At 73.5% G+C, this 25,109-nt stretch carries 23 protein-coding genes; 9 read left to right on the top strand and 14 right to left on the bottom strand.

Translation table 11 applies throughout. The features are described 5' to 3' along the window. Positions 1–50: 50 nt before the first annotated feature. Together uxaC and C8046_RS12140 are read left to right on the top strand one after the other, a co-directional pair. Positions 51–1,442, top strand: a complete 1,392-nt coding sequence (gene uxaC, locus C8046_RS12145) for a glucuronate isomerase (RefSeq protein ID WP_109229676.1) — start codon at positions 51–53, stop codon at positions 1,440–1,442. Continuing rightward, positions 1,439–2,911 carry a mannitol dehydrogenase family protein gene (locus C8046_RS12140; protein WP_199224463.1) on the top strand — a complete coding sequence of 491 codons (1,473 nt, stop codon included), beginning with the start codon at positions 1,439–1,441 and terminating at the stop codon, positions 2,909–2,911. The genes uxaC and C8046_RS12140 overlap by 4 nt, the downstream gene beginning before the upstream one ends. Here the strand turns inward: C8046_RS12140 and C8046_RS12135 are convergent. From C8046_RS12135 to C8046_RS12125, 3 genes are all read right to left on the bottom strand, one after another. After that, positions 2,880–4,013: a Gfo/Idh/MocA family protein gene (locus C8046_RS12135; protein ID WP_109229675.1), complete on the bottom strand. Its 1,134-nt coding sequence runs from the start codon at positions 4,011–4,013 to the stop codon at positions 2,880–2,882. The two genes, C8046_RS12140 and C8046_RS12135, sit on opposite strands and share 32 nt — an antisense overlap. Then, a complete protein-coding gene (locus tag C8046_RS12130; RefSeq protein ID WP_109229674.1) occupies positions 3,986–4,741 on the bottom strand; it encodes a ThuA domain-containing protein in 756 nt (251 codons plus the stop codon). The genes C8046_RS12135 and C8046_RS12130 overlap by 28 nt, the downstream gene beginning before the upstream one ends. A gap of 94 nt (positions 4,742–4,835) precedes the next feature. Continuing rightward, positions 4,836–5,708 (bottom strand): DNA/RNA non-specific endonuclease, encoded by an 873-nt coding sequence (locus C8046_RS12125; protein ID WP_109229673.1) that lies wholly within the window; start codon positions 5,706–5,708, stop codon positions 4,836–4,838. 86 nt (positions 5,709–5,794) lie between these two features. Between C8046_RS12125 and C8046_RS12120 the strand changes: the two genes are divergently transcribed. Both C8046_RS12120 and C8046_RS12115 read left to right on the top strand, forming a co-directional pair. Beyond that, positions 5,795–6,397, top strand: coding sequence for a hypothetical protein (locus C8046_RS12120; RefSeq protein WP_109229672.1), 603 nt, complete (start codon positions 5,795–5,797; stop codon positions 6,395–6,397). Between the two features lie 106 nt (positions 6,398–6,503). Further along, positions 6,504–9,875 (top strand): DEAD/DEAH box helicase, encoded by a 3,372-nt coding sequence (locus C8046_RS12115; RefSeq protein WP_109229671.1) that lies wholly within the window; start codon positions 6,504–6,506, stop codon positions 9,873–9,875. A 78-nt stretch (positions 9,876–9,953) separates the two neighbouring features. Here the strand turns inward: C8046_RS12115 and C8046_RS12110 are convergent, their stop codons facing one another. After that, a complete protein-coding gene (locus C8046_RS12110; RefSeq protein WP_109229670.1) occupies positions 9,954–10,868 on the bottom strand; it encodes a LysR family transcriptional regulator in 915 nt (304 codons plus the stop codon). Positions 10,869–10,940: 72 nt separating this feature from the next. Here C8046_RS12110 and C8046_RS12105 point away from each other — a divergent pair, with 72 nt between their 5' ends. Next, the gene (locus C8046_RS12105; protein WP_109229669.1) at positions 10,941–11,876 is read left to right on the top strand and encodes an EamA family transporter; all 936 of its coding nucleotides are present in this window, start codon (positions 10,941–10,943) and stop codon (positions 11,874–11,876) included. A gap of 6 nt (positions 11,877–11,882) precedes the next feature. On the opposite strand, the gene C8046_RS12100 is transcribed toward C8046_RS12105, so the two are convergent. The 6 genes from C8046_RS12100 to C8046_RS12075 form a co-directional block, all read right to left on the bottom strand. Then, positions 11,883–12,314, bottom strand: coding sequence for a hypothetical protein (locus C8046_RS12100; protein ID WP_109229668.1), 432 nt, complete (start codon positions 12,312–12,314; stop codon positions 11,883–11,885). Then, complete coding sequence (locus C8046_RS12095; RefSeq protein ID WP_109229667.1) at positions 12,311–13,456, bottom strand: class I SAM-dependent methyltransferase; 1,146 nt, start codon at positions 13,454–13,456, stop codon at positions 12,311–12,313. Before C8046_RS12095 ends, C8046_RS12100 begins: the two co-directional genes overlap by 4 nt. Positions 13,457–13,563: 107 nt before the next feature. Next, positions 13,564–13,869, bottom strand: coding sequence for a DUF4235 domain-containing protein (locus C8046_RS12090; protein WP_109229666.1), 306 nt, complete (start codon positions 13,867–13,869; stop codon positions 13,564–13,566). 84 nt (positions 13,870–13,953) lie between these two features. Beyond that, on the bottom strand, positions 13,954–14,463 hold the full coding sequence (locus C8046_RS12085) for a DUF1648 domain-containing protein (protein WP_109229665.1): 510 nt from the start codon (positions 14,461–14,463) through the stop codon (positions 13,954–13,956). 45 nt (positions 14,464–14,508) lie between these two features. Next, positions 14,509–15,633 carry an o-succinylbenzoate synthase gene (gene menC, locus C8046_RS12080; protein ID WP_109229664.1) on the bottom strand — a complete coding sequence of 375 codons (1,125 nt, stop codon included), beginning with the start codon at positions 15,631–15,633 and terminating at the stop codon, positions 14,509–14,511. Further along, on the bottom strand, positions 15,630–16,517 hold the full coding sequence (locus tag C8046_RS12075) for a GNAT family N-acetyltransferase (protein ID WP_109229663.1): 888 nt from the start codon (positions 16,515–16,517) through the stop codon (positions 15,630–15,632). Before C8046_RS12075 ends, menC begins: the two co-directional genes overlap by 4 nt. Before the next feature lie 182 nt (positions 16,518–16,699). On the opposite strand from C8046_RS12075, the gene C8046_RS12070 reads away from it, so the two are divergent. Genes C8046_RS12070 through C8046_RS12060 form a run of 3 tightly spaced genes read left to right on the top strand, consistent with a single transcriptional unit; the run spans position 16,700 to position 18,568 of the window. After that, positions 16,700–17,281: a hypothetical protein gene (locus C8046_RS12070; protein WP_146197152.1), complete on the top strand. Its 582-nt coding sequence runs from the start codon at positions 16,700–16,702 to the stop codon at positions 17,279–17,281. Positions 17,282–17,304: 23 nt separating this feature from the next. Beyond that, positions 17,305–18,246, top strand: a complete 942-nt coding sequence (locus C8046_RS18100; RefSeq protein ID WP_146197151.1) for a hypothetical protein — start codon at positions 17,305–17,307, stop codon at positions 18,244–18,246. Between the two features lie 46 nt (positions 18,247–18,292). Then, the gene (locus tag C8046_RS12060) at positions 18,293–18,568 is read left to right on the top strand and encodes a glutaredoxin domain-containing protein (RefSeq protein ID WP_109229660.1); all 276 of its coding nucleotides are present in this window, start codon (positions 18,293–18,295) and stop codon (positions 18,566–18,568) included. A 143-nt stretch (positions 18,569–18,711) separates the two neighbouring features. On the opposite strand, the gene C8046_RS12055 is transcribed toward C8046_RS12060, so the two are convergent. Both C8046_RS12055 and C8046_RS12050 read right to left on the bottom strand, forming a co-directional pair. Then, the gene (locus C8046_RS12055) at positions 18,712–20,085 is read right to left on the bottom strand and encodes a GNAT family N-acetyltransferase (RefSeq protein ID WP_158277209.1); all 1,374 of its coding nucleotides are present in this window, start codon (positions 20,083–20,085) and stop codon (positions 18,712–18,714) included. Between the two features lie 10 nt (positions 20,086–20,095). After that, a complete protein-coding gene (locus C8046_RS12050) occupies positions 20,096–22,579 on the bottom strand; it encodes a hypothetical protein (RefSeq protein WP_109229658.1) in 2,484 nt (827 codons plus the stop codon). Positions 22,580–22,743: 164 nt separating this feature from the next. On the opposite strand from C8046_RS12050, the gene C8046_RS12045 reads away from it, so the two are divergent. Further along, on the top strand, positions 22,744–23,574 hold the full coding sequence (locus C8046_RS12045) for an endo alpha-1,4 polygalactosaminidase (RefSeq protein WP_109229657.1): 831 nt from the start codon (positions 22,744–22,746) through the stop codon (positions 23,572–23,574). A gap of 21 nt (positions 23,575–23,595) precedes the next feature. Here the strand turns inward: C8046_RS12045 and C8046_RS12040 are convergent, their stop codons facing one another. Continuing rightward, positions 23,596–23,928 carry a hypothetical protein gene (locus C8046_RS12040; RefSeq protein ID WP_109229656.1) on the bottom strand — a complete coding sequence of 111 codons (333 nt, stop codon included), beginning with the start codon at positions 23,926–23,928 and terminating at the stop codon, positions 23,596–23,598. A gap of 152 nt (positions 23,929–24,080) precedes the next feature. Continuing rightward, a complete protein-coding gene (locus tag C8046_RS12035; RefSeq protein WP_109229655.1) occupies positions 24,081–25,106 on the bottom strand; it encodes an LLM class flavin-dependent oxidoreductase in 1,026 nt (341 codons plus the stop codon). Positions 25,107–25,109 lie beyond the last annotated feature (3 nt).

Raw genomic sequence — 25,109 nt, 5'->3', positions numbered from 1 at the left:
CCTGGTGGCAAACGATTGACAAGCCCAGGGCTATCCGGTCTGCTGGTGCGATGCCCCGCTCGCACCGCCGCGACCCCGATCGCCTCCTGCCCCTCGACCCGACGCTGCGCGCGATCGCGCGCGAGCTGTACCGGGCGGTGGCGGACGCGCCGATCCTCTCGCCGCACGGTCACGTCCCCGCCTCGCTGCTGCGGGCGGACGAGCCGTTCGGCAACCCGACGGAGCTGCTCGTCGTCGGCGACCACTACCTCACGCGCCTCCTGCACGCCGACGGCGCCGACCCCCACCTCATCGGCATGGCCGGCGCCGTCGCCGATCCGCGCGAGACCTGGCGCGAGGTGGCGCGGCGCTTCCACCTCTTCGCGGGGACGGCCACGGGCTACTGGATCGAGGAGGAGCTGTCGGGCGTCTTCGGCATCGACACCCCGCTCGACGCCGCGAGCGCCGACGAGATCTACGACGCCGTCGCCGAGGCGCTCAGCACCCCGGCCTTCCGGCCCCGCGCGCTGCTCGAGCGGTTCCGGATCGACGTGCTCGCGACCACCGACGACCCGCTGGACGATCTCGCCGATCACGCCCTCCTGCAGGCCCAGGGACTGCGCGTCGCGCCGACGTTCCGGCCGGACGCCTACCTGGATCCCGACGGCGCGGCGTTCGTCGGTCGCGCGGAGGCGCTCCTCGCGGCGACCGGCCACCCGGCCACGTTCGCCGGCTACCTCGACGCCCTGCGCGAGCGACGCGCCCACTTCGTCGGCCACGGCGCCTTCTCGGCGGACCACGGCGTCGTCGAGCCGTTCACGATCGACCTCGAGCCCGGGGAGGCCGACCGCCTGCTGCAGCGCGCGCTGCGCGGAGAGTCCGACGCCGCCGAGAACCGCGCGCTCCGCGGCCACCTCCTGCTGCAGATGGCGGGCATGAGCGTCGAGGACGGCCTGGTGATGACGATCCACGCCGGCGTCCGCCGCAACCACTCCTCCGCCACGCTGCGCACCTTCGGGCCCGACACGGGGCACGACATCCCCCTGCCGACGTCGTTCGTCGACGGCCTGCGCCCCCTGCTCGAGCGCCACGGCCTGGAGCCGGGCCTGCACCTCGCGCTGTTCACGGTCGACGAGACCACGTTCTCGCGCGAGCTCGCCCCGCTGGCCGGGTTCTACCCGAGCGTCTACGTCGGCGCCCCGTGGTGGTTCCTCGACGCTCCCGACGCGATCGCGCGGTTCCGCTCCGCCGTCACCGAGACGGCCGGCTTCTACCGCGGCACCGGCTTCATCGACGACACGCGCGCGTTCCTGTCGATCCCCGCCCGCCACGACACCGCGCGTCGCGCCGACGCCGCCTACCTCGCCCGCCTCGTCGGCGAGGGGCGCCTCTCCCACGACCAGGCCGGGCGCGTCGCCCGCGACCTCGTCGACGCCGTGCCGCGCCGGGCGTTCAAGCTGTGACCGCCGATCCGCGCCCCCTGCGGCGCGACACCGCCCCCGCCGCCCCGCCGCGCCTGGTCCACCTCGGCCTGGGCGCCTTCCACCGGGCGCACCAGGCCTGGTACACCGCCAGGGCCGACGACGCCGCCGAGTGGGGCATCGTCGCGTTCGGCGGTCGCGCCCCCCGGCCGGGCGACCTCGACGTCCCGGCCGCGCTCGCGCGCCAGGACGGGCTCTACACGCTGGTCGAGCGCAGCGAGGACGGCGACGCGTTCACCGTGGTCGACAGCATCGTCGCCGCGCACCCCGGCCCCCGCACCGACCTGATCAACGCCCACCTCGCCGACCCGCGCACCGCCGTCGTGACCCTCACCATCACCGAGGCGGGCTACCGCCTCGCGCCCGACGGCGGACCGGACCTCGCGGATCCGGCACTCCTCGCGGACCTCGCGCGGCTGCGGGAGGCGTCCGCCGTCGACGACCCCGCCGCCCTCACCGGGGCGACCACCGCCCCCGGACGCCTGCTCGCGGGGCTCGAGGCTCGACGGCGGGCGGGCGCCGGCCCGATCGCCCTCGTCCCGTGCGACAACCTGCCCGGCAACGGCGCGCTGCTGCGGGGCGGGCTGCTCGCGCTGGCCGCGGAGGTCGACGCCGGCGGGCACCACGGCTCGCTCGCGTCCTGGCTCGCCGACCACGCATCGGTCATCTCCACCTCCGTCGATCGCATCACCCCGCGCGCTGAACCCGACCTCGCGGAGACGGTGCGGCGGGCGACCGGCCGGTCCGACGCCGTCCCCGTCGTCACCGAGCCGTTCTCGGACTGGGTGTTAGAGGGCGAGTTCCCGGCCGGCCGACCGGCGTGGGAGGCCGCGGGCGCGCTGGTCGTCGACGACGTCGAGCCCTTCGAGTCGCGCAAGCTCTGGCTGCTCAACGGCGCCCACAGCCTGCTCGCGTACGCCGGGCTGCTCGCGGACCACGTCACGGTGGCGCAGGCGATCGAGGACCCGACGCTCCGCCGCGCCGTCGAGGGCTGGTGGAGCGAGGCCGCGCGCCACCTCCCGGCCGACCTGGATGCCGCCGCCTACAGCCGCGCGCTGCTGGCCCGCTTCCGCAACCACCGGGTCGAGCACCGGCTCGCCCAGATCTCGGCCGACGGAAGCGCGAAGATCCGGCTGCGGATCCTGCCCGTGCTGCGGGCGGAGGCCGACGCCGGGCGCGCGGCGCCGGGCGCGGAGCTCGCCGTCGCGGCCTGGGTCGCGGCCCACCGGCGCGGCCTCCCGCTCGTGGACGCGGCCGGGGACGACGTCGCGCGGGCGTGTTCGGCCGCCGAACCGGTCGAGGCGCTGCTGGCGATGCTCGATCCGGCGCTGTTCGCCGGGACGCCCGTGGGCGCCCGGGTGCGCGACGGCGTGCGGCGGCTGGTCGGGGCGGCTGAGGGCTCGCGGCACTGCGGCGAGATCAGCCCCGGCGCCACCGCTCGGCCGGCGTGAGGGGGACGACCGGCGGGACGAGGGGCGCGGTGGTGAGGTCGATCCGCCGGCCGGTCTCCGCGGAGTCGAGCAGCGCCGTCATGATCTCCATGACGTGGAGCGCGACGCCGCCGCTCGCGCGCGGGGTGTCCGACGATGCCGACGATGCCGACGACGCCGCCTCCAGCCCGGCCGCCTCCACCATCTCCAGCAGCCCGATCCCGCGGGAGGCGTCGACGAACCCGGCGCTCGGCTCCAGTGTGACCCAGTCGCGGGTGCCCCGCGCGAGGAGCTCGACGTCGCCGTCGAAACGGTTGGGGTCGGGGATCGCGAGCGATCCCTCCTCGCCGTGCACCTCGATCGGTCGCGCATGCGTGCCGACCGCGTCGAAGCTCACGGTGACCGTCGAGATCGCCCCGTTCGCGTGGACGAGCGTCCCGGCGACGTGCGTGGGGACCTCGACGTCGATGACGGCCCCGGCCCGCGGACCCGTCGCGATCGTGCGGGTGTCCCGGAGCCTCGAGGCGGCGCCGCTGACGGCCACGACCGGACCGAGCAGGTGCACGAGGCTCGTCAGGTAGTACGGCCCCATGTCGAGCACGGGGCCACCGCCGCGGGCGTAGTAGAAGTCGGGCTGCGGGTGCCAGGCCTCGTGGCCGGGCGAGAGCCAGGTGGCGACGGCGGCCGTCGGGCGGCCGATCCGGCCCGCCTCGACGGCGGCGCGCGCCGTCTGGATCCCGGTGCCGAGCACCGTGTCGGGGGCGCACCCGAGGACGGTGCCGGCCGCCGTCGTCGCCCCGACGACCTCGCGCGCGTCCGCCAGGGTGGCGGCCAGCGGCTTCTCGCCGTAGTGGTTCTTCCCGTGCGCCGCGGCGGCGAGCGCGACCTCCGCGTGCGCGCCGGGGGTGGTGAGGTCGAGCACGGTGCCGACCTCGTCGCTCGCCATCAGCTCGGCGACGGCGACGGCGCGGGCGCCGGTGCGCTCGGCCACGGCCCGCGCGCGGTCGGGGTCGAGATCCGCCACGGCGGCGATCCGCACGCCGGGGTGGTCGGCGAGCGTGGCGAGGTAGGCGTCGAGGATGACGCCGAGACCGACTACTCCGACGCTGTGCGGCTGGCCCACAGCAGACCCCTCTCGACGATGGTGCGGACGTTCGGGTCGGCCAGCACCTCGGGGGTGTGGCCGGGGGTGGCGACGACGATCCGGCCGGCGCCCCACCGACGCGTCCAGACCGCGGGCGAGACGATCGGTCGGTGCCACGGGCTCCACGGCCGGACCGGGTGCTCGGTCGTGGCGAGGACGTCGATGAGGTCGTCGTGGACCACCCAGTACTGCTCGGTGTCGAGGGCGAAGTCACTCAGCCCCGCGGTGATCGGGTGCTCACGGCCGAGGTCGGTGATCTCGATCGTGTGGGGCACGTAGTTGTCGGAGGGGTCGCCGACCCGCTCGCTCGGCGACCGACCGGGGTGGGTGGCGAACTGGCCGCCGACGAGCTGCACGTAGTCGGAGCTCTCGCGGAAGGAGTCCGCGATGCCGCCGTGCCAGCCGGCGAACCCGGTGCCGTTCTCGACGGCGGTGCGCAGGCCGGTCACGGCCTCGCCGCTCGCCCGACCCATCGTCACCGACTGCAGCACCAGGTCGGTCGCGGCCATCAGGTGCTCGTCCGCGTAGACCTCGGGGTCGTCCGTGATCTCGACGGCGAACCCGTTCTCGCGCAGGAACGGGAGGAACGCGTCGGTGGTGGCGACGGGCTGGTGGCCGTCCCAGCCGCCACGGACCACGAGCGCGCGGCGGGTGGGGGTGGGCGGGATGGCAGTGGGCGGTGTGGTGGTGGGCGGGGTGGTGGTCATGCTCGACCTCCTCGTCGGGTGGTGTGTGACCGGTCACACACGGCCATCAACCCTGCCCCATGCGGCGGAGCGTGTCCACCGGCCGCCGGCGTGGTCACGGCCGTGGCCGGGCGAGGCGGATGTCGTCAGGGACGGCGAGCTCGCGCCACGCACCCGCGCCGCGGACCGACGGCGTCTCGAGGACGTCGGCGGCGGCGAGCGGCCCGACGTCGAGCCCCGCCACGTCGCCGATCTCCGCCACCGGCACCTGGAACGTGCGGAAGGCACCCAGCGGCGGGACTGCCGCGCCGCTGACGCTCGCCGTCACGCGCTCGACCAGGTCGGACTGGTCCAGGAGGAAGGCGGCGGCCGCGAGCACCGGTCCGCCGTCGGGCCCGTCCGAGACCCCCGCCGGAGTCGCCCGCGCTGCCCGCACCGACGACCACGCCGCGATCTTCCAGAACCGCAGCGGCACCTGGAGGCCGCGGTAGGGCGGGTCGTCGTCGTCGAGCACCGGCGCCGTGAACACGGACACGCGCAGGTCCTCGGCGTCCGCGTGCTCCAGGACGTGGTCCTCGAGCCCGAGCCACAGCTCCTTGCTCTGGTTGAACGAGGCGACCTGCGGCGCCGCGTTGGGATAGGCGAAGGTCGCCGCCGTCGCGACGCGCGCCTGCTCGTCCGTGCCCCAGCCGGGATCGCGGCGTCGCACGAGGTGGCCGCGGTCGAGGTCGTTGCCGGAGTAGATCTCCGGACCGGCCTGTGCCTCGGCGGGAGCGCGCGGATCGAGCCGCCAGTCTCCGCGGCGCGGGACGTCGCGGAGCGTCGCGCCGTCGATGACGACGCCGGTGGTCACCGCCAGCCGCCGCACCGGATCCAGCAGCACGGAGAACCGCGGGTAGGTCAGCTCGAGGACCTCGCGGCCGTCGAGGGGGCGAGGAAGCGGGACGTCGACGCCGAGGAAGCCCGGCTCGTAGCTCGCGGTGGTCATGTCTCCATCGTGGAGCCGGGGTGTGACATCGGACCAGGGTCGGGTGGGAGACTGGCGCGACACCGACCGGCGATGGCGAGGAACCCGTGAGCAACGACGCACCAGACCGACCCGCCGTCTCCGACCGCGCGTCCCGACTGAGCGAGGCCCTGGCCTGGAGCGACGCCCCGCCCGCGGGCGAGGGCCCCTCCACCCACCCCCTCTGGGACTCCACCTCCTCCGCCGCGAGCGACCGCGAGGCCGCGACCTGGGGACAGGTGCTGAACGCCGTCGTCGGCTCGGGTCTCGCGGCCGTGGTCGCCGCGGCGCTGGTGGTGCTCGGCGTCATCCTCGGATCCGGCGGGGAGGATGCGTTCTCCCCGGTCGCGGTGGCGGTCGGCGCCGTCGTGGCCCTCGTCGTCCTGACGCTCCTGACGCCCCTGCTGCTCGCCCGCTCGCGCGCGGACGTCCGCCTGCGCGGACATGCCCTCGCCGCGATCGCTGGACTGGTCGGCGTCGTGGTCGGACTGGCGGCCGTGACCGTCGTCCTGGTCGGCGGCATCGCCCTGGTGGACGGGATCGCCGGGGAGAGCGGCGCCGCGCCCTACCTCTACGTGGCGTACTCGGTGCTCGCCGTGGTGATCCCGGCCGCAGCCGTCCCGTGGGCCGCCTCGCGGATCTACCGCCGGCAGTACACGCGCCTGACCTGAGGCCCGGTCCCGGTGCGCGCTGTCCCCAGGCGGTGACGGCGCCCCGTCGTCCACCGCCCTCGGACACCGTGCCGGAGGTGTCGGAGGGCGCGCCTAGGCTCGTTCCATGCACGCACCCATCGAGCTCGTCGGCCTCGTGGGCCGGCACGCGTTCGATGCGGGGTCGTCCTACGCGCGTCAGCACCGCGCCGTCGTCCGGCGTCACGACGCCGAGGCGCGCGTCGTCGTCGGTTCGGTCGACGGCAGCGGGCGCCACGTCTACACCGCCACCACCTACTACGGCTTCACGCGGAACGGCACGGTCGACTTCTTCGACGGCCGCTGCTCGTGCCCGGTGCAGGTCGACTGCAAGCACACCGTCGCGCTGCTGATCACCGCGCTCGAGCAGGAGCGCGCCGCGCAGGCGCGCACCGTCGTCGTGAGCCAGTGGCGCTCCCAGCTCGAGGGGATCTTCCCCGACCCGACGACCCAGGTCTGGTCCCCGCTGGCCCTGAGCCTGCAGTTCACCCCGCCGCCGAGCCTCGCGGGGCCGCAGCGCACGGGCATGGGCGGCTACCGCGCCGTCCACGAGGGCTCGCTCGAGGCCCGCGCGATGCGGCTCGGCAAGCGCGGGCAGTGGATCGCGACGGGGGCCGCCTGGCACGAGGTCACCCGGGCGGCGATCGACGACGCCGATCCCGCCCAGCTCGACGCGCTGTCCTCGCTCGTCCGCCTGCACCAGGCCTCGGACGTCTACGCCTACGGCGTGCCCACGTGGCTCTCGCTGCAGACGATCCCCAGCCGCGCGCTCTGGACCGTCCTGCGCGACATCGCGGACTCGGGCGTCCAGCTGCTCGAGGTCGACGGCGAGCCAGCGATCCTGTCCGACGTCGCGGCCCTGACCGCGGTGACGGTCTCGTCCGTGGACGACGACGGCGGCGCCCCCTCCCCGGGCGGGCCCGACCTCGAGGTCGCGGCCACGATCGACCACCCCTCGACGCTGACCGAGACGCTGCTGCTCGGGCGACCGACCCACGGGTTCGTCGGGCGCGACGCCACCGGCACGCTCACGCTCGTCCCGCTCGAGACCCCGGCGACGCGACCGTGGGTCGACCTGCGGCGCAGCGGCGCGATCCAGGTCCCCGCGTCGGAGCGAACGCTGTTCGAGCGCACGATCCTGCCGCGCATCCGGCAGCAGACCTGGCACGCCGCCGGCGACTTCGCGCCCGAGGTGCCGCCCGGCCCGACGCTCGTGGTGCGGATCCGGCTGCTGTGGACGGCGCTGGGCGCGAGCCCGCGCGCGTCCGTGGAGTGCGAGTGGCGCTACGGCGACTCCGACAACCCCTTCGCGCTCACCTACTCCCTGCCCACCGACCCGCGCCGCACCGAGCGCGACGACATCGCCGAGAACGTGCTGCTGCACCGCGCCGCGGCGGCGATGGGCACGCTCCCCTCGCTCCTCTCGCGCGACGGACTGCCGCTCGAGGAGATGGTCGTCACGGGCCACTCCGTGGTGGAGCTCGTCGATCACGTCATCCCGGCGCTGCAGCGCATCGAGGGCATCGACGTCGACCTCCCCGAGGAGGAGCTGCCGACCTTCCGCGACCTCGGGGAGCCGGAGATCGCCGTCGACGTCGTGGGCACCAACCGCGACTGGTTCGACCTCGAGGTGCGGCTGCGACTGACCGACCGCGACGTCCCGGTCGGTCACGTCATCACCGCGCTCGCGCGCAAGGAGCAGACGCTGTTCCTCGAGGACGGCGCCTACGTCTCGCTGGACCGGCCCGAGCTCGACCAGCTCCGGCAGCTGCTGGAGGAGGGCCGCGAGCTCCAGGACCAGCGGCGCACCGGGCTGCGCGTGAGCCGGCTCAACCTCTCCTGGTGGGAGGAGCTGCAGGCGCTCGGTGTCATCGACCGGCAGGCGCAGGAGTGGCTCGACCGCGTCAAGGCCGCGACGTCGCTCGACGGCGAGCCGCCCGCCGTGCCCGCCGGCCTGCAGGCCCAGCTGCGGCCGTACCAGCGCGCGGGCTACGAGTGGCTCGCGCGCCTGCGGCGGGCGGGGCTCGGCGGGGTGCTCGCCGACGACATGGGCCTCGGCAAGACCCTGCAGACCCTGGCGATGATCCTCGACGCGAAGGACTCAGGCGCGCTGACGGCGCCCGTGCCCGGGGAGGCGGTCGACGAGTCGACGGCAGGGGACGGGATGCCGCGCCAGCGACCATTTGTGGTCGTCGCGCCGACGTCGGTCGTGCCCAACTGGGCCACGGAGGCGGCGCGGTTCGCGCCGGACCTGCGGGTCGCCGTCGTGACGGCCACCGGCAAGAAGCGCCGGGAGAGCCTCGCGGAGCTGGCGGCGACGGCGGACGTGATCGTCACGAGCTACGCGCTCTTCCGCCTCGAGCACCACGAGTACGAGGCGATCGTGCCGGCCGGGCTGGTGCTCGACGAGGCGCAGAACATCAAGAACCGCACCTCACGCGGGTTCGCGCACGCCAAGACGCTGCCGGCCGACGTGAAGTTCGTCGTCACCGGCACCCCGATGGAGAACAACCTCGCCGAGCTGTGGGCGATGTTCGCGATCGCGGCGCCCGGGCTGCTCGGCACGCCGCAGCAGTTCACCGAGGTCTACGCGGCGCCGATCGAACGGGGCAACGGCGCCGAGCTCGGCCTGTTCGAGCGGCTGCGCAAGCGGGTCGCGCCGTTCCTGCTGCGCCGCACCAAGGAGGAGGTGACACCCGACCTGCCGCCGAAGCAGGAGCAGGTGCTCACCGTGACGCTGGATCCTGCGCACCGGAAGGTCTACGCGCGCCACCTCGGCCGCGAGCGCCAGCGCGTGCTCGGACTGGTCAAGGACATGGAGCGCAACCGCGTCGAGGTGCTGAGCGCCCTGACCCGGCTGCGCCAGCTCGCGATCGACGCGTCGCTCGTGGACGAGGAGTACGCCGACGTCCCCTCCTCCAAGCTCGACGTGCTGATGCCGCTGCTGACGGAGGCCGCCGCCGAGGGGCACCGCGCGCTCGTGTTCAGCCAGTTCACGCGCTACCTCGGCAAGATCGCCGCGCGCCTCGACGCGGAAGGCATCCCGTACGCCTACCTCGACGGGTCGACGACGAAGCGGGCCGAGGTCATCCGCGGCTTCGCCGAGGGCACGCAGCCGGTGTTCCTCATCAGCCTCAAGGCGGGCGGGGTCGGGCTCAACCTGGCCATGGCCGACTACTGCATCCTGGCCGACCCCTGGTGGAACCCCGCGGCCGAGGCCCAGGCGGTCGACCGCGCGCACCGCATCGGTCAGACCCGACCCGTGATGGTCTACAGGATGGTCGCCTCCGACACGATCGAGGAGAAGGTCATGGCGCTGCAGGACAGCAAGCGCGCGCTCGTGGCCGGCGTGCTCGGGAGCGGGTCGGGTCCGGACGGTTCAGGGTCGGGCGCCGGTGCCGGCACCGCCGGGTCCGGTGCCCGCCTGGGCGCCGACGACATCCGCACCCTCCTCGCCTGACCACCCTTTTCCGCCGAGCACGCGTCTGGCTGCTCTATCGGCGCGATACAGCAGCGACGCGCGTGCTCGGCGAGGCTGTCACAGCTGCGCCGCCGCCGCGACCAGCGCGTCGAGCACGGCGCGCAGCGCCGGCGACTCCCCCAGGCTGCGCCGGTGCAGGGCCACGACGTCGCGGGTCGAGGCGGGCTGCGTCGTCGGGATCGCGACGATGTCGTCGCCGAGCGGACCCCGCCCGAGCCGCGGCACGAGCGCGACGCCGAGCCCGGCCCGTACGAGATCGACATGGTTGGCGAACTCCATCGACTCGTGGACCACGCGCGGGGCGTTCGGAACGCCGTCGAACAGCCTCCGCAGCCACTGCCGGCAGATCGTCGCCTCCGGCGTGCCTATCCAGTCCTCGTCCGCCAGGTCGCTCGGCCGCAGCTCGGAACGACCGGCGAGCGGGTGGTCGCGCCGGAGCAGGACGTCGGCGACGTCCGTGACCAGGGGCGTCGCCACCAGATGGCTCGGCATCGCGAGCGCCACGCCGCCCCACCGGTGCACGACGCCGAGGTCGCGCTGCCCCGACGCCACCAGGGAGACCGTGTCCCACGGTTCCGACTCCAGCAGGGGGACGCGCACGCCCGGGCGGCTCGACCGCAGCTCCGCCAGCACCGGGGAGACCAGGCCGCGCACCGCCGTCGAGAACACCGCGAGGCGAACCTCACCTGTCACCTCGGCGGCGTCCTCGCCGACGCTCGCGCGCAGGTCGGTCTCGATCTGCTCGAGGTCGGCGAGCAGCGCCCCGGACGCGCTGACGAGGCGACGCCCGGCGTCGGTCAGCACCACCCCGCGCCCCACCCGCTCGAGCAGTCCGACGCCGGTCGAGCGCTCGAGGCGCTTGATCTGCTGCGAGACCGCGCTGGGGGTGAACCCGAGCGAGGTCCCGGCCGCGGCCACGCTCCCCTGGGTGGCCACCGCGCGGAGCGCCACCACGGCGTCGAGATCGATCATGCAGCGATGCTACCGAATCACGCCTCGACATGATCGCTGGTGCTGCGCGATCGGACGTGGTCGAGTAAGCAGGTGAACAGACGCGACATGCTCCTCGCCGCCCTCGTCGCCTCGCTCTGGGGCTTCAACTTCGTCGTCATCGACTGGGGCATGGACGGGATCCCGGCGCTGCTGTTCGTCGCGATCCGGTTCGCGATCGTCTCCCTCGCGGCGTTCGTCGTCCCGCGGCCGGCGATGTCCTGGCGCACGATCGTCGGCGTCGGCCTGTTCATGTCGCTCGGACAGTTCGGGTTGCTCTACACCTCGATGGCCGCCGGCCTGCAGCCGGGTCTCGCGGCGCTGCTGCTCCAGGCCCAGGTCGTCTTCACCGTGCTGATCGCCGCGGGGGTGCTGCGCGAGCGGCCCTCACCGGCCCAGATCGTCGGCGTCACCGTCGGGTCCGTCGGCCTCGCGATCGTCGCGGTGGGTCGGGGCGGGAACGCGCCGCTGCTCGCCGTCGTCCTCTGCCTGCTCGCCGCGCTCTCGTGGGCGGTCGGCAACGTCATCTCGCGGCGCGCGAGGGGTGTCGGCGGGCTGTCGCTGACCGTGTGGTCCTCGCTCGTGGTGCCGCTGCCGGCGCTCGGCCTGTCGTTCGTCGTGGACGGGAGCGATGCCGTCGCCGCCGGGCTCGCGGCGTTCGGCTGGCGCCCGGCGCTCTCGACGCTCTACACCGCAGGTCTGTGCACGCTCGTCGGCTACGCGATCTTCAACGCGCTGCTGGGGCGGAACCCGTCGTCGGCGGTCGTGCCGTGGGTGCTGCTGGCGCCGGTCGTCGCGATGCTGTCGGCCGCGCTGCTGCTCGGGCAGCACCCCACCGCGGCCGAGGCCGTGGGTGGCGCGGTGCTGGTGGTCGGGGTGCTCGTGGCGACGCTCCGCCGTCGAGCGCGGGTCACCGAGCCGGTGGTGTCGGCCGAGGCGGCGGTCGCTGGGGAGCTCGAGCGACCCCCGGCGTCGCCGGCGCGGATCTGACCGGCGTCAGCAGCCCCCGGCGAGCGACGTCACGGACTGGACGACCTGGGCCTCGATCCCGTCGACGGTCTCCTGGCTGACGACGCCGCCGTCGCGCGCGGTCTCGGCCTGGGCCTTGAGGTCGCCGAGCCAGGTGGAGATGTTCTCGAGCGTCGTCCGCGTCCCGCCGGAGGTCGTGGCGGCGGCGGTGTCGACCTGCCCCTGCAGCCCCTCGAGCGTCGCGATCGCGCCGCTCGGGTCGACGGCGATGTCGTCGGCCACGACCTGCACCTGGGCTCCGAGGTTCTCGGCGATCGGGGTGATCAGGGCGCACGCGGCCTGATCGGTGGCCTCCGAGACGCTCTCGCTGATCGCCGAGCAACCCGTCACGGCCAGGGCGGCGACGGCGAGGCTCGCGACGGCGACCAGCCGCCGGAAGCGCGCGGGGCGGGCGGTCATCGGGCGGCCTTGCGGGCAGGACGGACGGTCCGGGTGACGGTGAACGTGCCGTTGTCGCCCATGATCTCGGTCGGGCCGACCATGCGGCGCAGCGCGCCGGCGTGCGCGAGGCGCGAGTTGAAGACCGTCCACAGCTCACCGCCGTCGGTCAGCACGCGGGCCGCGCCGCGGATCATGCGCAGCGCCGCGTCGGGGGCGAGCGTCGCGCCGACGTGGAACGGCGGGTTGCAGACGATGAGGTCGGCCGAGCCCGCCGCGCGCTCACCGAGTCCGTCCTCGCGCACGACGGCGACGCGTCCGGCCAGGTGGTTGGCCTCCAGCGTGGCGGTGGTCGAGCGGACGGCCGCGTCGGAGGCGTCGATCGCCGTGACCGTGAGGTCGGGGCGGGCCGAGGCCAGCTCGGTGGCGAGCACCCCGGTGCCGCAGCCGAGGTCGATGGCGGTGCTCGCCGTCGGGCCCATGGTGTCGAGGAAGGTCAGCAGGTAGCGCGAGCCGACGTCGACCTGCGGGCCCGCGAACGCGGCGCCGTGCGCGACGATCCACAGCCCGCGCTCGTCGTCGACGACCTTCTTCGGGTAGACCGCGTCGGACGCGGTCGGGCCGGTCGCGACCAGGGCGCGCGACTTCTGGCGACCGAGCGTCGCCGTCACGCTGCTGAACGAGCGACCGAGGACGTCGTTCATGCCGCGGGACATGTGCTTGACGCGGCCGCCGGCGATGACGACGACGTCCGGGTGGGCGTGGGCGGCGATCAGCTGGGCGATCTCCTCGAGGGCGTCGAGGCCGCGCGGGAGCTGGACGAGGACGACGCGGGCGCCGTCGACGAGCTCGGGCACGAGGGAGAGGTGGCGGTAGGTGCCCGCGAGACCGGAGTCCTCGGCGTTGGTGTCGAGGGCGCGCTCGCCGGTCAGCATGTCGACGTGGACGCGGACGTCGCTCGCGCCGTGCAGGCCGATCGCGCCGAGCGTGAGGGCGCCGTAGTGGTCGTTGATCACGACGACGGTTCCGGGCGCGGCGGACGCGACGGCGTCGGCGGCCTCGTCGAGGATCAGCCGGTCGCTGGCGTCGACGGCCACGAGGTTGGGCGCCTCGATGTCCGGGAACCGGCGCAGGCGGGAGAGGTCCAGGGTGTCTGCGCTCATCGCTCCATCATCCCTGGTGTTCCTGGGAGGACGGCGCGGGCGGGGCGACGGCGGGCGACGGCGGGCGTCAGCCGGCGACGGCGAGCGTCAGTCGGCGACCGCGGGCGTCAGCTCCCGGGCCACTCGCCCGTCCACTTCTGGAACGTGCGCGCCCCGCCGCGGTCGATCGCGGCCTTGACGACGGAGTAGATGACGCCCTGGATCGCAGCGGCGACGAGGATCTGGCGCAGGTTGTACTCGGACTGGAGCGGCCCGGGGGCGTTGGGCTTGTCGCCCTTCACCACGCGCTTGTAGACCTGCTTGAACACGGCCGACGCGATGAGGCCGCCCGCCATCGAGGAGACGATGCCGAACGGACGGTAGAGAATCTTGGCGGACGTGCTCGCGGGTTCCTCGTGCTTCGTTTCGGCCATGCTCGACGCTAACCCGCGAGGACCGCTGAGTCACGGGTGGAGTGGGACTCGGGGCGGGGCGTCGGGGGCCGGTGCGGGCGCGGGTCAGGCGTCGGGGTCGGTTCGACCGTCGACGCGGATCATCCGGACGATCCCGGCGACCGTGACGGCCAACGTGCCTGCGAGGCCGACCCAGATGAGCCAGCCGACCTGATGGCCGAGGACTCCGACGATCATCGCGACGCCGACGACCACCAGGGCGATCATCAGCCAGACGAGCATGCGTTCGGCCTCGCGGTAGAGCAGCTGCGCGTTGGACTCGGTGACCACCAACGGGTAATTCAGCATCCGTGGCCGCGCGGACAGCCATCCGATCCCCGCGAGCAGCACCCACCAGATCCCGACGAGAACGAGGAGCGACCACCGAGGTCCGTAGCTGTCGGGCTGCCCGTTCGCCCCGAAGTGCGTCGGGACGGTGTCGGGGAGGTCGGGGTAGGCCCGCAGCACCGCGATCGTGACGGCGAGCATCCCGAGGAGCGCGAGTCCGCGCAGGATCTGGGTCGCCAGGCCGGTCCGGTAGGTGCGGCGCGGACGGGTCGCGGCGGCGGAAGGCACGGATCGATCGTAGATCGAGTCCTGTGGCGGTCACGGGCCACCGCCTCAGGTGACGGTCGTGCGCCAGGTGGTGACGGCGTCGAGCACCGCACCGTCGGGCTCCACGCCGACCCCCGGGCCGGTGGGCACGGCCATGCGCCCGTCGGCGTCGAGCTCGAACGGCTCGGTGATGTCCTGCGCGTAGTACCGGGAGGTGGCGGAGATGTCGCCCGGAAGCGTGAAGCCAGGGAGGCTCGCGAGAGCGAGGTTGGCGGCGCGCCCGAGTCCGGACTCGAGCATCCCGCCGCACCAGACGGGCACGCCGTGGGCCTGCGCGACGTCGTGGATGCGCCTCGCCTCGAGGTACCCACCCACGCGCGCCGGTTTGATGTTGATGATCCGGCAGGCGCCGACGCTGATCGCGGCCGCGGCAGACCGGGCCGAGGTGATCGACTCGTCCAGGCAGATGGGCGTCCGGATCAGGCGGGCGAGGGCGGCGTGCTGGTGGAGGTCGTCCCACGCCAGGGGCTGCTCGATGAGGAGGAGGTCGAGGTCGTCGAGCTTGGCGAGGTGGGCGGCGTCGCCGAGGGAGTAGGCGGCGTTGGCGTCGACCTGGAGGAGGACGTCGGGTCCGATGTGCTCGCGTACCGCGCGCGCGACGGCGATGTCGCGGCCGGGCTCGATCTTGAGCTTGATGCGGCCGTAGCCGGCCTCGAGGTAGCCGTCCACGGTGTCGAGGAGCTCGGGGATGGAGTCCGAGATCGCGACGGAGACGCCGGTCGGGACGGTCGCGCGGACGCCCCCGAGGTGGTCGGCGAGGCTGGTGCCGGCGGCCCGGGTCCAGGCATCGAGGACCGCGGCCTCGAGCGCCGACTTCGCCGTCCGGTGGCCCTTGAAGCGCTGCAGGATCTCGGCGACCGACGCTGGCGTGACGGCCTGGGCGGCCGGTCCGCCGGTGCCCGCGAGGAGCGCTGGGGCGAAGTGCCGCACGAGGACGTCGATCTCCGCCTCGAGGTAGTCGGCCCAGTAGACGGGCTCGTCGTCGGTCGAGCACTCGGCCCAGCCCGTACCGACGTCCGTGACCAGCTCGACGACGACGAGCGTGCGTTCGGTCTCGACGTGCTGGGAGGTGCGGAACGGGGTGACGAGCGGGAGCGTGATGCGCCGCAGGTGGACGGCCTCGATCTTCATGCGCTCTCCTCCAGGACGTACCAGCCGGTGCGGGTGATGCCGGTGAGGTGGGCGCCGCCGTCGATCGCCGGCTGCAGGACGGCGCGCTGCGCGGCCCGCCACCCTCGGGCTGCGTCGGGGTCGCTGCGGAGCAGGTGCTCGATGTCGGCGGGGGTGCCGCAGAGGTGGCGCTGCGGGGTGCGCGGCGGCGGGCCTGGTGCGGGTGTGTCGTCGGTGTCCCGCTCGCGGTGCGGGTGTGGCGCCGCGGGGGTGTCGCGGTCGATTCCCGGCGGGAGCGACGCCGTCGCAATCTCGTCGTCGGTCACGACGGGTTCGGAGAGGTCTCCCACGGCGGCGGCCGCAGCCCGGGGGCTGGTGAGGTCCCAGCGGACGAGGACGCGGTCGCTCTCCTGCCCGGCGTTGAGGGCGTCAGGGATCTCGCCGTAGAGGTTCGGGAGGTAGCGGACGCCCGTCGCGCCGAGGAGCGAGAGGTTCACGAAGGCGTTCCGGCGCACGAGCGGGTCGAACGTCCACTCGATGGCGCCGATGCCGCGGTCGAGGGCCCAGTCGCGCTGGTGCAGCTTGAGGGACCTGCCGACGCGGCGCCCACGGGCGGCGGTCGAGACGGCGGCGACGTGGGAGTGCATCGAGGGCGACGCCGACGGTGCGCCGGGGGCGGCGATCTCGCCGAAGCCGACGGCGACGCCGACCAGGCGGCCGCCGAGGAAGGCCCCGCCGACATAGCCTCCCGACAGCGCGATGCCCATCATCAGGTCGGCCGGAACCGGCTCACCGTCGGTTGCTCCGAACACGGCGCTGATCAGCGCTGCTGCCGCGGAGATCTCCGCGATTCCCGCGAGCTCGCGCAGCACCAGCTCGTCGGTCGGAGCGGGGGTGGAGGCCATGGCTCATCCTGGCACCGAGGTCCGACATCCAGGTCCGGGTCGGTGGGGTTGTCCACAGATTCTCGTTCGTCCTATCGCTCGGCGTTTGAGGTGCTCTAGGGTCGGCTGGCATCGGGGCGGACGAAGGGCGGCGAGACGTGGGCGGACGGACGTGGGTGGCGACGGCGTGCGGGTCGGTCGCCGTGATCCTCGCGCTGGCGGGGTGCTCGCCACAGGACGAGCCGGGCGAGCCGGAGACCTCCGAGACGACAACGGAGGCGACGCCGACCGAAACCGAGACCGAGACGACCGAGGCGCCCACGCCGACGGAGACGGAGACCCCGCCGACGGTGGAGGAGCAGCACGTCGCCGAGGCGGAGCAGACGGTGCGGGACTACCACCGGCGTGCAGATGAGGTCGGCGCCGAGGGCTTCGCGACCTGGACTGACAAGCTCTACATGTACTGGGGATCCCCCGAGATTTCGAACGCCATGGGTGCCGCATTCCAATCGAGCGCTGACGACAGTAAGCGCACTCAAGGATCGACCGCGATCCCAAGCATGTCTCTGATCGAGTACATCCCCGATCCCAGCGGCGCTGGCTACGAACAGATCCGACTGCAGTACTGCGCCGACTATTCCGAACTGTCCACGCTCGATAGCGGGGGAATGCCGATCGCCAGGACCACTCCCTCCCGATTTACCTGGGAAGTGCTGATGCAGCATCAGCAGACCGGAAACTGGACGATCAACGAGGCCAAGGCGCTCGTTGAGCAGTCATGTTGAGACGGCTCACAAACTCGGCATTAGTGGCCGTCACGCTTGCGCTCTGGGCGTTACCATCCTTCGTCGTCGAGGCTGCCTCGAACCCGAGCAACGGCGACTGCAGCATCATCGACGCTCTTGGCAACGTCGTCGGCGTCGATTGCTCGGCGCTTGGCGGCGGACAAGGGGGTTCTAGCGCCAACCCGATCAACCCGGTCCTGTCGCCAGTGGAGGGTGCGGATTCGGGTCCTCGGGTCTGCGCCTACGGCGCCATCGTCGTACCGTGCGCAAATGCCGCCGGGTCGTGGATCGGAAACTGCTACGTAGCCGTCGCAGACCCGCAACCCCCACTTGATGCCCTGGTCTGGGCCGGGAATACGACAGGCGTCATCGTCACATGCACGCCCTACCCATGCGTCAACACCACAGGCGCGACCATCCCCGACTGCCCGACGATCTCGCGCTACTGGGCACCAGCAGCCCCCGCAGCCGCTCCGGTCGACGAACCCGGGGCCGCGCGTCGAGCCGTCGCGCAGCTCGACCTCGACCCCATCACGATCGGCATGGCTCCGGCGCCCGACCTCGTCGACCCGAATGTCCTCATCGGAGCCCCGGCCTACTTCTGGGCCGAGGGCGGAACCCCGGCGATCGGCCCGCTCACGACCACCGTGACGCAGGACGGCCTGACGATCACGCTCGCCGCCACGTTCGCCAGCGTCGACTTCACCACCGGTGACGGCACGACCGTCACCTGCACCCGCGATGAGGTCGCCGCGCCGCCGGCGTCGATGACCCTCCAGGGCACGCCCGTGTGCGGCCACACCTGGACGTCGTCGGGCACGTACGCGCTCGAGGCCACCAGCGCGTGGACGATCGACTGGCAGGGCCCGACCCAGGCCGGATCCTTCGATCACACCCTGACCGAGACGATCGACGTCGCCGTGACCGACCGCCCCGTCAACCTGACGACCACCAAGGCGCCATAGACGCGCCGTGCTTCTGCCGTCCGTCGACTCGGCGGAGAATGGGTCCATGACCACCGACACCCCCACGCCCACCACCCCGACGCTCACCGTGTACGGCGCCGACTGGTGCGGCGACTGCCGTCGGACCAAGGCGCAGCTCATCTCGCTCGGCGTCGACTTCACCTACGTCGACCTCGTCGTCGAGCCGGAGGCCGCCAAGGAGGCCCACCGGATCTCGGGACGCACGAACATCCCCGTCGTCGTGTACCCGGACGGGTCCCACCAGGTCGAGCCGTCCAACCTCGAGGTCGCCGCCAAGCTCCACCTCTTCGGGCTCGCCTGAGCCATCCCGGGTCGGGGGAGAATCGCCTCCGCGCAGGGCTGAGGAAGCCCCCGAGTACGACCGCACCCACCCCCTCGAAGGGCACGAACCACCCCCTCGAGGGACAGGAACCACCCCCTCGAGGGGCGGGAACTACCCCCTCGTCAGTACCAGACGCTCAGGCGGGGCTGCGCGAGCGGCGCGAGGGCGACGTCCAGCCAGGAGGCCGCATCGCCGTCGCACTCCACGCGGCCCGCCGCGCGCAGCGTGGTCGCGCGGACACCCCCGACGAGCAGCGCCGACAGCTCCGCGATCCCGAGGTGCACCTCGTGCCCACCGGCGCCCGCACCGGCCTCCCCCGCCGTCACCGAGCCGGCACCGTCCTCGTCGATCGTCAGCGTCCACGCGCCGTCGGTCAGCCCCACCGGGTCGGACACGACGAACGTGACCGCTCCCGGCACCCGGTAGGTGCGCGCCTCGAGGCACGCAGCCACGTCGAGCACCCGCAGCCAGTGGTGGTCCCGCTCCGTCACGGTCGCCGCCCGGGTGTCGGCGATCAGCCAGCGCAACGGCTCGTCGGCCGAGAGCAGCTCGGCCTTCACGGTCGCCACGAGGTCGTGGGTCAGCGCGAACCGCCAGAGCGCCGCGTAGGCCTCCGGACCGTCCGCGATGAGCGACCGCACCGCCAGCGTGTTCTTGGTGAAGTCGTCCGGGTGGTTCTCGATCTCGTACACGAGCACGCCACGACGCACGCCGTCGGCGTCCGTGTACCGCACGGCGCGCACCTTCGCGGCGCCCTCCTGACCGGCCCCGAGACCGACCGTGAAGCGCCACAGGTTCGCCCAGGCCCGGATCTCACCCGGTCGCCCGCGGCGGACGACGTCGTGCAGCGCCGTCACGTCCTCGCGCGCGTGCTCCCGCTCGATCGGATCGATCCGGCCGGGCCGCTCACCCTCGGTCGGACGCGGTCCGATCCACCCCGCGCGACGCGCGTCGACGGACCATGACGTCGCCGTCGCGGCCTGGCCGAAGCCGTACCGCCCGTAGATCGTCGCCTCGGAGACCGTGAGCCCGGCGATCGGGAATCCGGCCGCCGCCGCCGACCGCAGCTCGCCCTCGAGCATCGCGCGCGCGATCCCGCGCCGCCGGTGCGTCGGCGAGACCGTCACCCCGCTGATCGCCCACATCGGCAGGACGCGGCCGACGTCGACCGTCACCTCCTCGACCCAGGTGTCGACCGTGGCGACCGGCACGCCGGACTCGACCGCCGCGTCGTCGAAGACCCCGATCGGGCGACGACCGTCCATCGCCCCGCGGAAGCCCTCGAGCTGCTCGGGCGTCCCGCGCTGGCCGAGGAAGCCGCGGTCCATCGCGAGCGCGAAGCGGTCGAAGTCCTCGCCGGCGACGTCGACCTTCCGGTACGTGAGCCCCACCGCCGCGAGCGCCGCCGTCGAGGCGGGGTCGAGCGGCACCGTTCCGGCGTCGAGCGCGGACAGGTCGGACAGGTCGGACGGCTGAGCAGCGTTCTGGTCGGTCATGACCCCAACGCTAGCCACCGTCACCGACATCGGTCCCGTCGTTTTCCCCCGGACCCACAGCACCCGGACCCACAGCACCCGACCCCACGCCGCCCGGCGCCTCAGCCACCGGCAGCACCACCGGCACGTTCCGACTCACCAGGTGGGCGACCGCATCGGGGTCCACTGCCTCGAGAGCTTCGCGGTCAGCACGGGTGAGCAGGAGCCAGCCTCGCAGGGAGCCCTCGTGCGCCCGCTCGCGCACGATCGCCAGCATGCGTCCGGCCTTCTCCCGGTCCCCGGCACGCACGGCGATCGCCGCCTCCAGGAGCCTCGCCACCGTGAGCTTCCCGTCGTCGTCACCGAGCGTCTCGCCGATCGTCGACCGGGCGCCCTCGACGTCGTCGGCCGCCAGCAGGAGCGCGGCGTCGAGCAGGTGGACGAACCGGTCACCGGGCTCCGGCGGACCCTGCCGGGCGGCCTGCAGCTCGCGGAGCACGTCCGCGCCGTCCCCGGCGGCCGTCCGGACGAGACGTCCCAGCGCATCCTGCCGCGCCCGCCACACGGGGGCGGTCGAGGCGTAGGACTCGTGGGCGCGGGCCCACGCGAGGACCTCGAGAGAGGCGGCGAGCCTTCCCCGGCTCAGCTCGGCGAGCATCTCGGTGATCACCCCCAGGGGCGCGAACTCGTCGAGCAGCGTCGGTTGCGACCGCACCCCCTCGAGCGCGGCGGCGAGCGCCTCGCCGTCGCGACGCTCGAGCGCGAGGATCGCCCGCGTCCGCAGCAGGGCGTTCGCGCCGTAGGAGCCGAGCGCGGCCACGGCCTCCGCCATCGGCGGGTGCGACCGTGTGAGCCGCTCGGCGGCCGCCGCCTCGCCGCCCCACCCCAGCACGAGCGCGAGCAGGCAGGCCGTGAGGAGGGCCGAGTCGGAGTCGGGATCCTCCTCGTCGTAGGCCTCCTGCAGCAGGATGCCGGCGGTGTCGCTGTAGCCGGCCACGAACAGCGCGCTCGCGATGTTGCGCACGAGGAACGCGTGACCCGGCAGTCGGGCTCCGTCGTCGATCGTCACCTCGCGCAACGACCCGAGCGCCGCGGTGGCGCTGAGGGCAGCCTCCTCGGGCAGCCCGAGGAAGCGCTGCGCCATGCTGCGGACCGTGCCGAGGTAGGCCCGCTCGGCGCTGTCGCTCGGCGCGAACAGCCCCAGCCCCGATGCTGCGAGCTGGAAGAAGTGCTCGGCCTGGCGCTGTCGCGCGGGGTCCTGGTAGATCATCAGTCCGAGGGTGAGGGCGACCGTCGGGTAGCGCTCCACGGGCCAGGCCTGGACGGGCGACATCACGCGGGCGAGAAGACTCAGATCGGCGTGGCGCAGCTCCATCCACGCCGCACGACAGACCTCCTCGAGGAGTCTCGGCTCCCCCGAGTCCACCGCGGCCAGCGCGGCCACGGCGAACCCGCGCTCGTCGAGGCTGGCGTCCACAACCACCGGGAGCAACGCGCTCTCTCTGCCCGGGTTCTCGCGTCGGAGCCCGTCCCGGAGCGCTCGGCGGAAGACGCCGAGCATGTCGAACACACCTCCGTCGTCGGAGTCGACCAGCGCGGCGGTCCGCGCGCTCCACGCCCCGAGCCCGCTGGCCTGCGCCTGGTCGAGGAGGTCGAGCGCGGCGTCGCCGGCGATCGCCCGGGCGAGGTAGCGGGTCAGACGCAGGGGAACGGCGAGCGGTCCGAGCGCGCGCTGCTGCTCGGGCGTGACGGTGGAGTCGAGGATCTCGCCGGCGCACCTGGCGGCCTCCCGCCCGAGCTCCTGGGCCGTGGCGACGCCCGGGTCGCGGCGTGTCTCCGCGAGCACGACGAGCAGCATCCCGAGGGTGAGGGCGTGCCCACCCGTCGCCTCGAGAAGTCGGGCGGCCGTCTCGTCGTCGAACGTGTCGCGGTCACCGAGGAGCTCGGCGACGTCGGCCGCGTCCAGGGCGAGGTCGGGGCCGATCCGCGTCACGTCGACCCGGGCCCGGACCAGCCGCGACTCGAGCGCGGTCACCTGGCGCGACGTCGCCACGACGAGAATTCCGGGGAGGCGCCGCACGAGACCGACCACCCACTCGGCGAGCGCCGGATCCTCGCACCGGTCGACGTCGTCCAGCACGAGCACGACCCCACCGCCCGCTGCGAGCACCGCCCGCCTCACCGCATCGGTCGCCTCGGCGGCGGACACCGGCTTCTCGACCGGCGCGGGAACCACGATCGGCCCGGCCTTCAGGGGGGTCTCCATCCGCTCGAGGTGACGAGCGACCGCGGCCCACACCTCCGCGCCGCTCCCGCCGTCGCCGGCGAGGGTCGCGACGTCGGCCCACACGACCAGGCTGCCGGCCTCCCTGGCCTCGACCGCAGCCATCCCGGCCAGGAACGTCTTGCCGACACCGATCCCCCCGCGCACGATGCAGAGCCCCTGGGCGTCGCGGATCTGGTCGACGAGGGCGCGCCGACGGGCGAGACCGGTGGGCAGCGGAGGCGGGTTCATGAGGCCGTCACAGGGTTGGCACTGCTGGGGACTGCGGGCGCGACGTCCGGGGTCGCCCTGCACCGGCTCCGGCCGTTCGTGCCGAGCCTGAGCCCGGCCCTTCCCACGCTACCGGGGAGAGCCCCGCCGCACACCCCGAAGGCCGACGCGGTCTACCGTCGTGCATGCGCACCTCCCCGACGGCGACGGCGACCCTCGCGCTGGCGTGCACGCTCGCCCTCGCCGCCTGCTCACCCGCGGTGGACGACGGCGGAGCCACGCCCGCACTCCCGCCCACCTCCGGTCCGTTCGACTACCAGCTCGGCGAGCCGTACGGCGAGGCGGGCGAGTTCGCCGTGGTCGGGCGCGACGTCACCGCCGATCCCCTCGAGGGGGCGTACAACGTCTGCTACCTCAACGGCTTCCAGACCCAGCCGGGCGCGCTGACGAGCTGGGAGGACGAGCACCCCGATGCGCTGCTGCGCGAGGACGGCGCGCTCGTGATGGACCCCGACTGGCCCGACGAGGCCGTCCTCGACCCGACCACGCCGGATCAGCGCGAGGCGATCCTCGCCGTCGTCGGACCGCAGATCGACACGTGCGCGGAAAAGGGGTTCGACGCCGTCGAGCTCGACAACCTCGACACCTTCCTGCGGTTCGACGGCGTGGCGCGCGAGGGTGCGCTCGCCCTGGCCAGCGAGTACGTGGGCCGGGCGCACGACGCTGGTCTCGCCGTCGGGCAGAAGAACGCGGCCGACGTCGGGGAGGCGGCGCGCGAGGAGGCCGGCTTCGACTTCGCCGTCGTGGAGGAGTGCGCCGTCTACGACGAGTGCGGCGCCTACCGCGAGGTGTACGGCGAGCACGTGCTCCAGATCGAGTACTCCGACACCCTCGACGACGCGCTGACGTTCGACGACGTCTGCGCCGACCCCGACCGCGCGCCGCTCACCGTGCTGCGCGACCGGCTGCTCGTCGGGTCGGACTCCCCCGACCACGAGCGCGAGCAGTGCCCCTGAGACGGTCGCACCCGACGGTGCTCAGATCGCGACGACGAAGCCGATCAGTGCGCCGACCGTCAGGACGAGCGCGGTGCCGGAGGCGAACCGCGGGCGCCCGGCCTCGGACAGGCTCACGGCCGCGAGGGTGAGGCTGGTGATCGACGTCGCGAAGAAGGCCAGCAGGACGAGTGGGCGGGCTCCGCGGAACTGCTGAGCGACCGCGCCGATGGGAAGGTCGCTGCCGTCGCCCATCATCCAGCGGTGGACCAGGACGAGGACGACGCTCGCGACGGCGAGAGCCAGCGCGATCCGGCCGAGCCGGCCGGCGGTGCGGGGGTCGGGCGGAGCGTCTCGGGCCGATCGGGTGGTCATCGCCCCGATCGTAGGGCGCGACCCCCGGCGAGGGGTTTGCGCACCACCCGCGAGGGGTTTCGGCACACCCGCCGATGCGGAAACCCCTCGCGGGTGGTGCGCAACCCCCTCGCTGGCGGTGCAGAAACCCCTCGCCGGGGTGGGGCCGTCGGTCAGCGCCAGCCGAGCCCCGGCGCCACGTGCTCCAGGATCGCCTCGAGCACGTGCGTGTTGTAGTCGACGCCGAGCTGGTTCGGCACCGTCAGCAGCACGGTGTCCGCGGCCGCGATCGCCTCGTCCTGCGCGAGCTCCTCGATCAGCTTGTCCGGCTCCGCCGCGTACGACCGGCCGAAGATCGCCCGGGTCTGCGCGTCGATGTTGCCGATCTGGTCCTCGCTCCCGCCGTCCCGACCGAAGTACGCGCGGTCCGTGTCGTCGACCAGCGCGAAGATCGACCGGCTGACCGACACCCGCGGCTCATGCTCGTGACCGGCCGCGGCCCACGCGGCCCGATAGGCCTCGATCTGCTTGCGCTGCTGGACGTGGAACGGCTCGCCCGTCTCGTCGTTCTTCAGCGTGGAGCTCATGAGGTTCATCCCGAGCGTCGCTGCCCACTCGCCGGTCGCGTTCGAGCCGGAGCCCCACCAGATGCGCGTCCGCAGGCCGGGCGACTGCGGCTCGAGGCCGAGCGGCCCGGGGTGCGGGTTGGGGAACATCGGGCGCGGGTTCGGCTCGGCGAACCGCGCGCCGTCGATCACCTTGAGGTAGACCTCCGTGTTGCTGCGCGCCACGTCGTCCATCGACTGCCCGTCGGGGGCGCCGTACCCGAAGTACTTGTAGCCCTCGATGACCTGCTCGGGTGAACCCCGGCTGATGCCGAGCTGCAGCCGTCCGCCGGAGATGAGGTCGGCCGAGCCGGAGTCCTCCGCCATGTAGAGCGGGTTCTCGTAGCGCATGTCGATCACGCCGGTACCGATCTCGATGCGGCTCGTGCGGGCGCCGACGGCGGCGAGCAGCGGGAACGGGGAGGCGAGCTGCCGGGCGTAGTGGTGGACGCGGTAGTAGGCACCGTCGACGCCCAGCTCCTCCGCGGCGACGGCGAGGTCGATGGACTGCAGCAGCACGTCGGACGCGGACCGCGTCTGCGAGTGCGGCGACGGCGTCCAGTGACCGAAGGACAGGAACCCGATCTTCTTCATGTC

This window comes from Serinibacter arcticus, assembly GCF_003121705.1.
Taxonomy (GTDB): Bacteria; Actinomycetota; Actinomycetes; order Actinomycetales; family Beutenbergiaceae; genus Litorihabitans.
Note: the sequence above shows the minus strand (reverse complement) of the source record. Positions and strands in the feature narration are given on the sequence as shown.

What these genes read in the sequence shown, in the direction of transcription:
- C8046_RS12050 (WP_109229658.1), bottom strand. Translation starts at nt 22,579, where the DNA reads ATGAACCCGCCTCCGCTGCCCACCGGTCTCGCCCGTCGGCGCGCCCTC.
- menC (WP_109229664.1), bottom strand. Translation starts at nt 15,633, where the DNA reads ATGAAGATCGAGGCCGTCCACCTGCGGCGCATCACGCTCCCGCTCGTC.
- C8046_RS12115 (WP_109229671.1), top strand. Translation starts at nt 6,504, where the DNA reads ATGCACGCACCCATCGAGCTCGTCGGCCTCGTGGGCCGGCACGCGTTC.
- C8046_RS12100 (WP_109229668.1), bottom strand. Translation starts at nt 12,314, where the DNA reads ATGACCGCCCGCCCCGCGCGCTTCCGGCGGCTGGTCGCCGTCGCGAGC.
- C8046_RS12040 (WP_109229656.1), bottom strand. Translation starts at nt 23,928, where the DNA reads ATGACCACCCGATCGGCCCGAGACGCTCCGCCCGACCCCCGCACCGCC.
- C8046_RS12045 (WP_109229657.1), top strand. Translation starts at nt 22,744, where the DNA reads ATGCGCACCTCCCCGACGGCGACGGCGACCCTCGCGCTGGCGTGCACG.
- C8046_RS12110 (WP_109229670.1), bottom strand. Translation starts at nt 10,868, where the DNA reads ATGATCGATCTCGACGCCGTGGTGGCGCTCCGCGCGGTGGCCACCCAG.
- C8046_RS12035 (WP_109229655.1), bottom strand. Translation starts at nt 25,106, where the DNA reads ATGAAGAAGATCGGGTTCCTGTCCTTCGGTCACTGGACGCCGTCGCCG.
- uxaC (WP_109229676.1), top strand. Translation starts at nt 51, where the DNA reads ATGCCCCGCTCGCACCGCCGCGACCCCGATCGCCTCCTGCCCCTCGAC.
- C8046_RS12090 (WP_109229666.1), bottom strand. Translation starts at nt 13,869, where the DNA reads ATGGCCGAAACGAAGCACGAGGAACCCGCGAGCACGTCCGCCAAGATT.
- C8046_RS12075 (WP_109229663.1), bottom strand. Translation starts at nt 16,517, where the DNA reads ATGGCCTCCACCCCCGCTCCGACCGACGAGCTGGTGCTGCGCGAGCTC.
- C8046_RS12060 (WP_109229660.1), top strand. Translation starts at nt 18,293, where the DNA reads ATGACCACCGACACCCCCACGCCCACCACCCCGACGCTCACCGTGTAC.
- C8046_RS12130 (WP_109229674.1), bottom strand. Translation starts at nt 4,741, where the DNA reads ATGACCACCACCCCGCCCACCACCACACCGCCCACTGCCATCCCGCCC.
- C8046_RS12055 (WP_158277209.1), bottom strand. Translation starts at nt 20,085, where the DNA reads ATGACCGACCAGAACGCTGCTCAGCCGTCCGACCTGTCCGACCTGTCC.
- C8046_RS12095 (WP_109229667.1), bottom strand. Translation starts at nt 13,456, where the DNA reads ATGAGCGCAGACACCCTGGACCTCTCCCGCCTGCGCCGGTTCCCGGAC.
- C8046_RS12125 (WP_109229673.1), bottom strand. Translation starts at nt 5,708, where the DNA reads ATGACCACCGCGAGCTACGAGCCGGGCTTCCTCGGCGTCGACGTCCCG.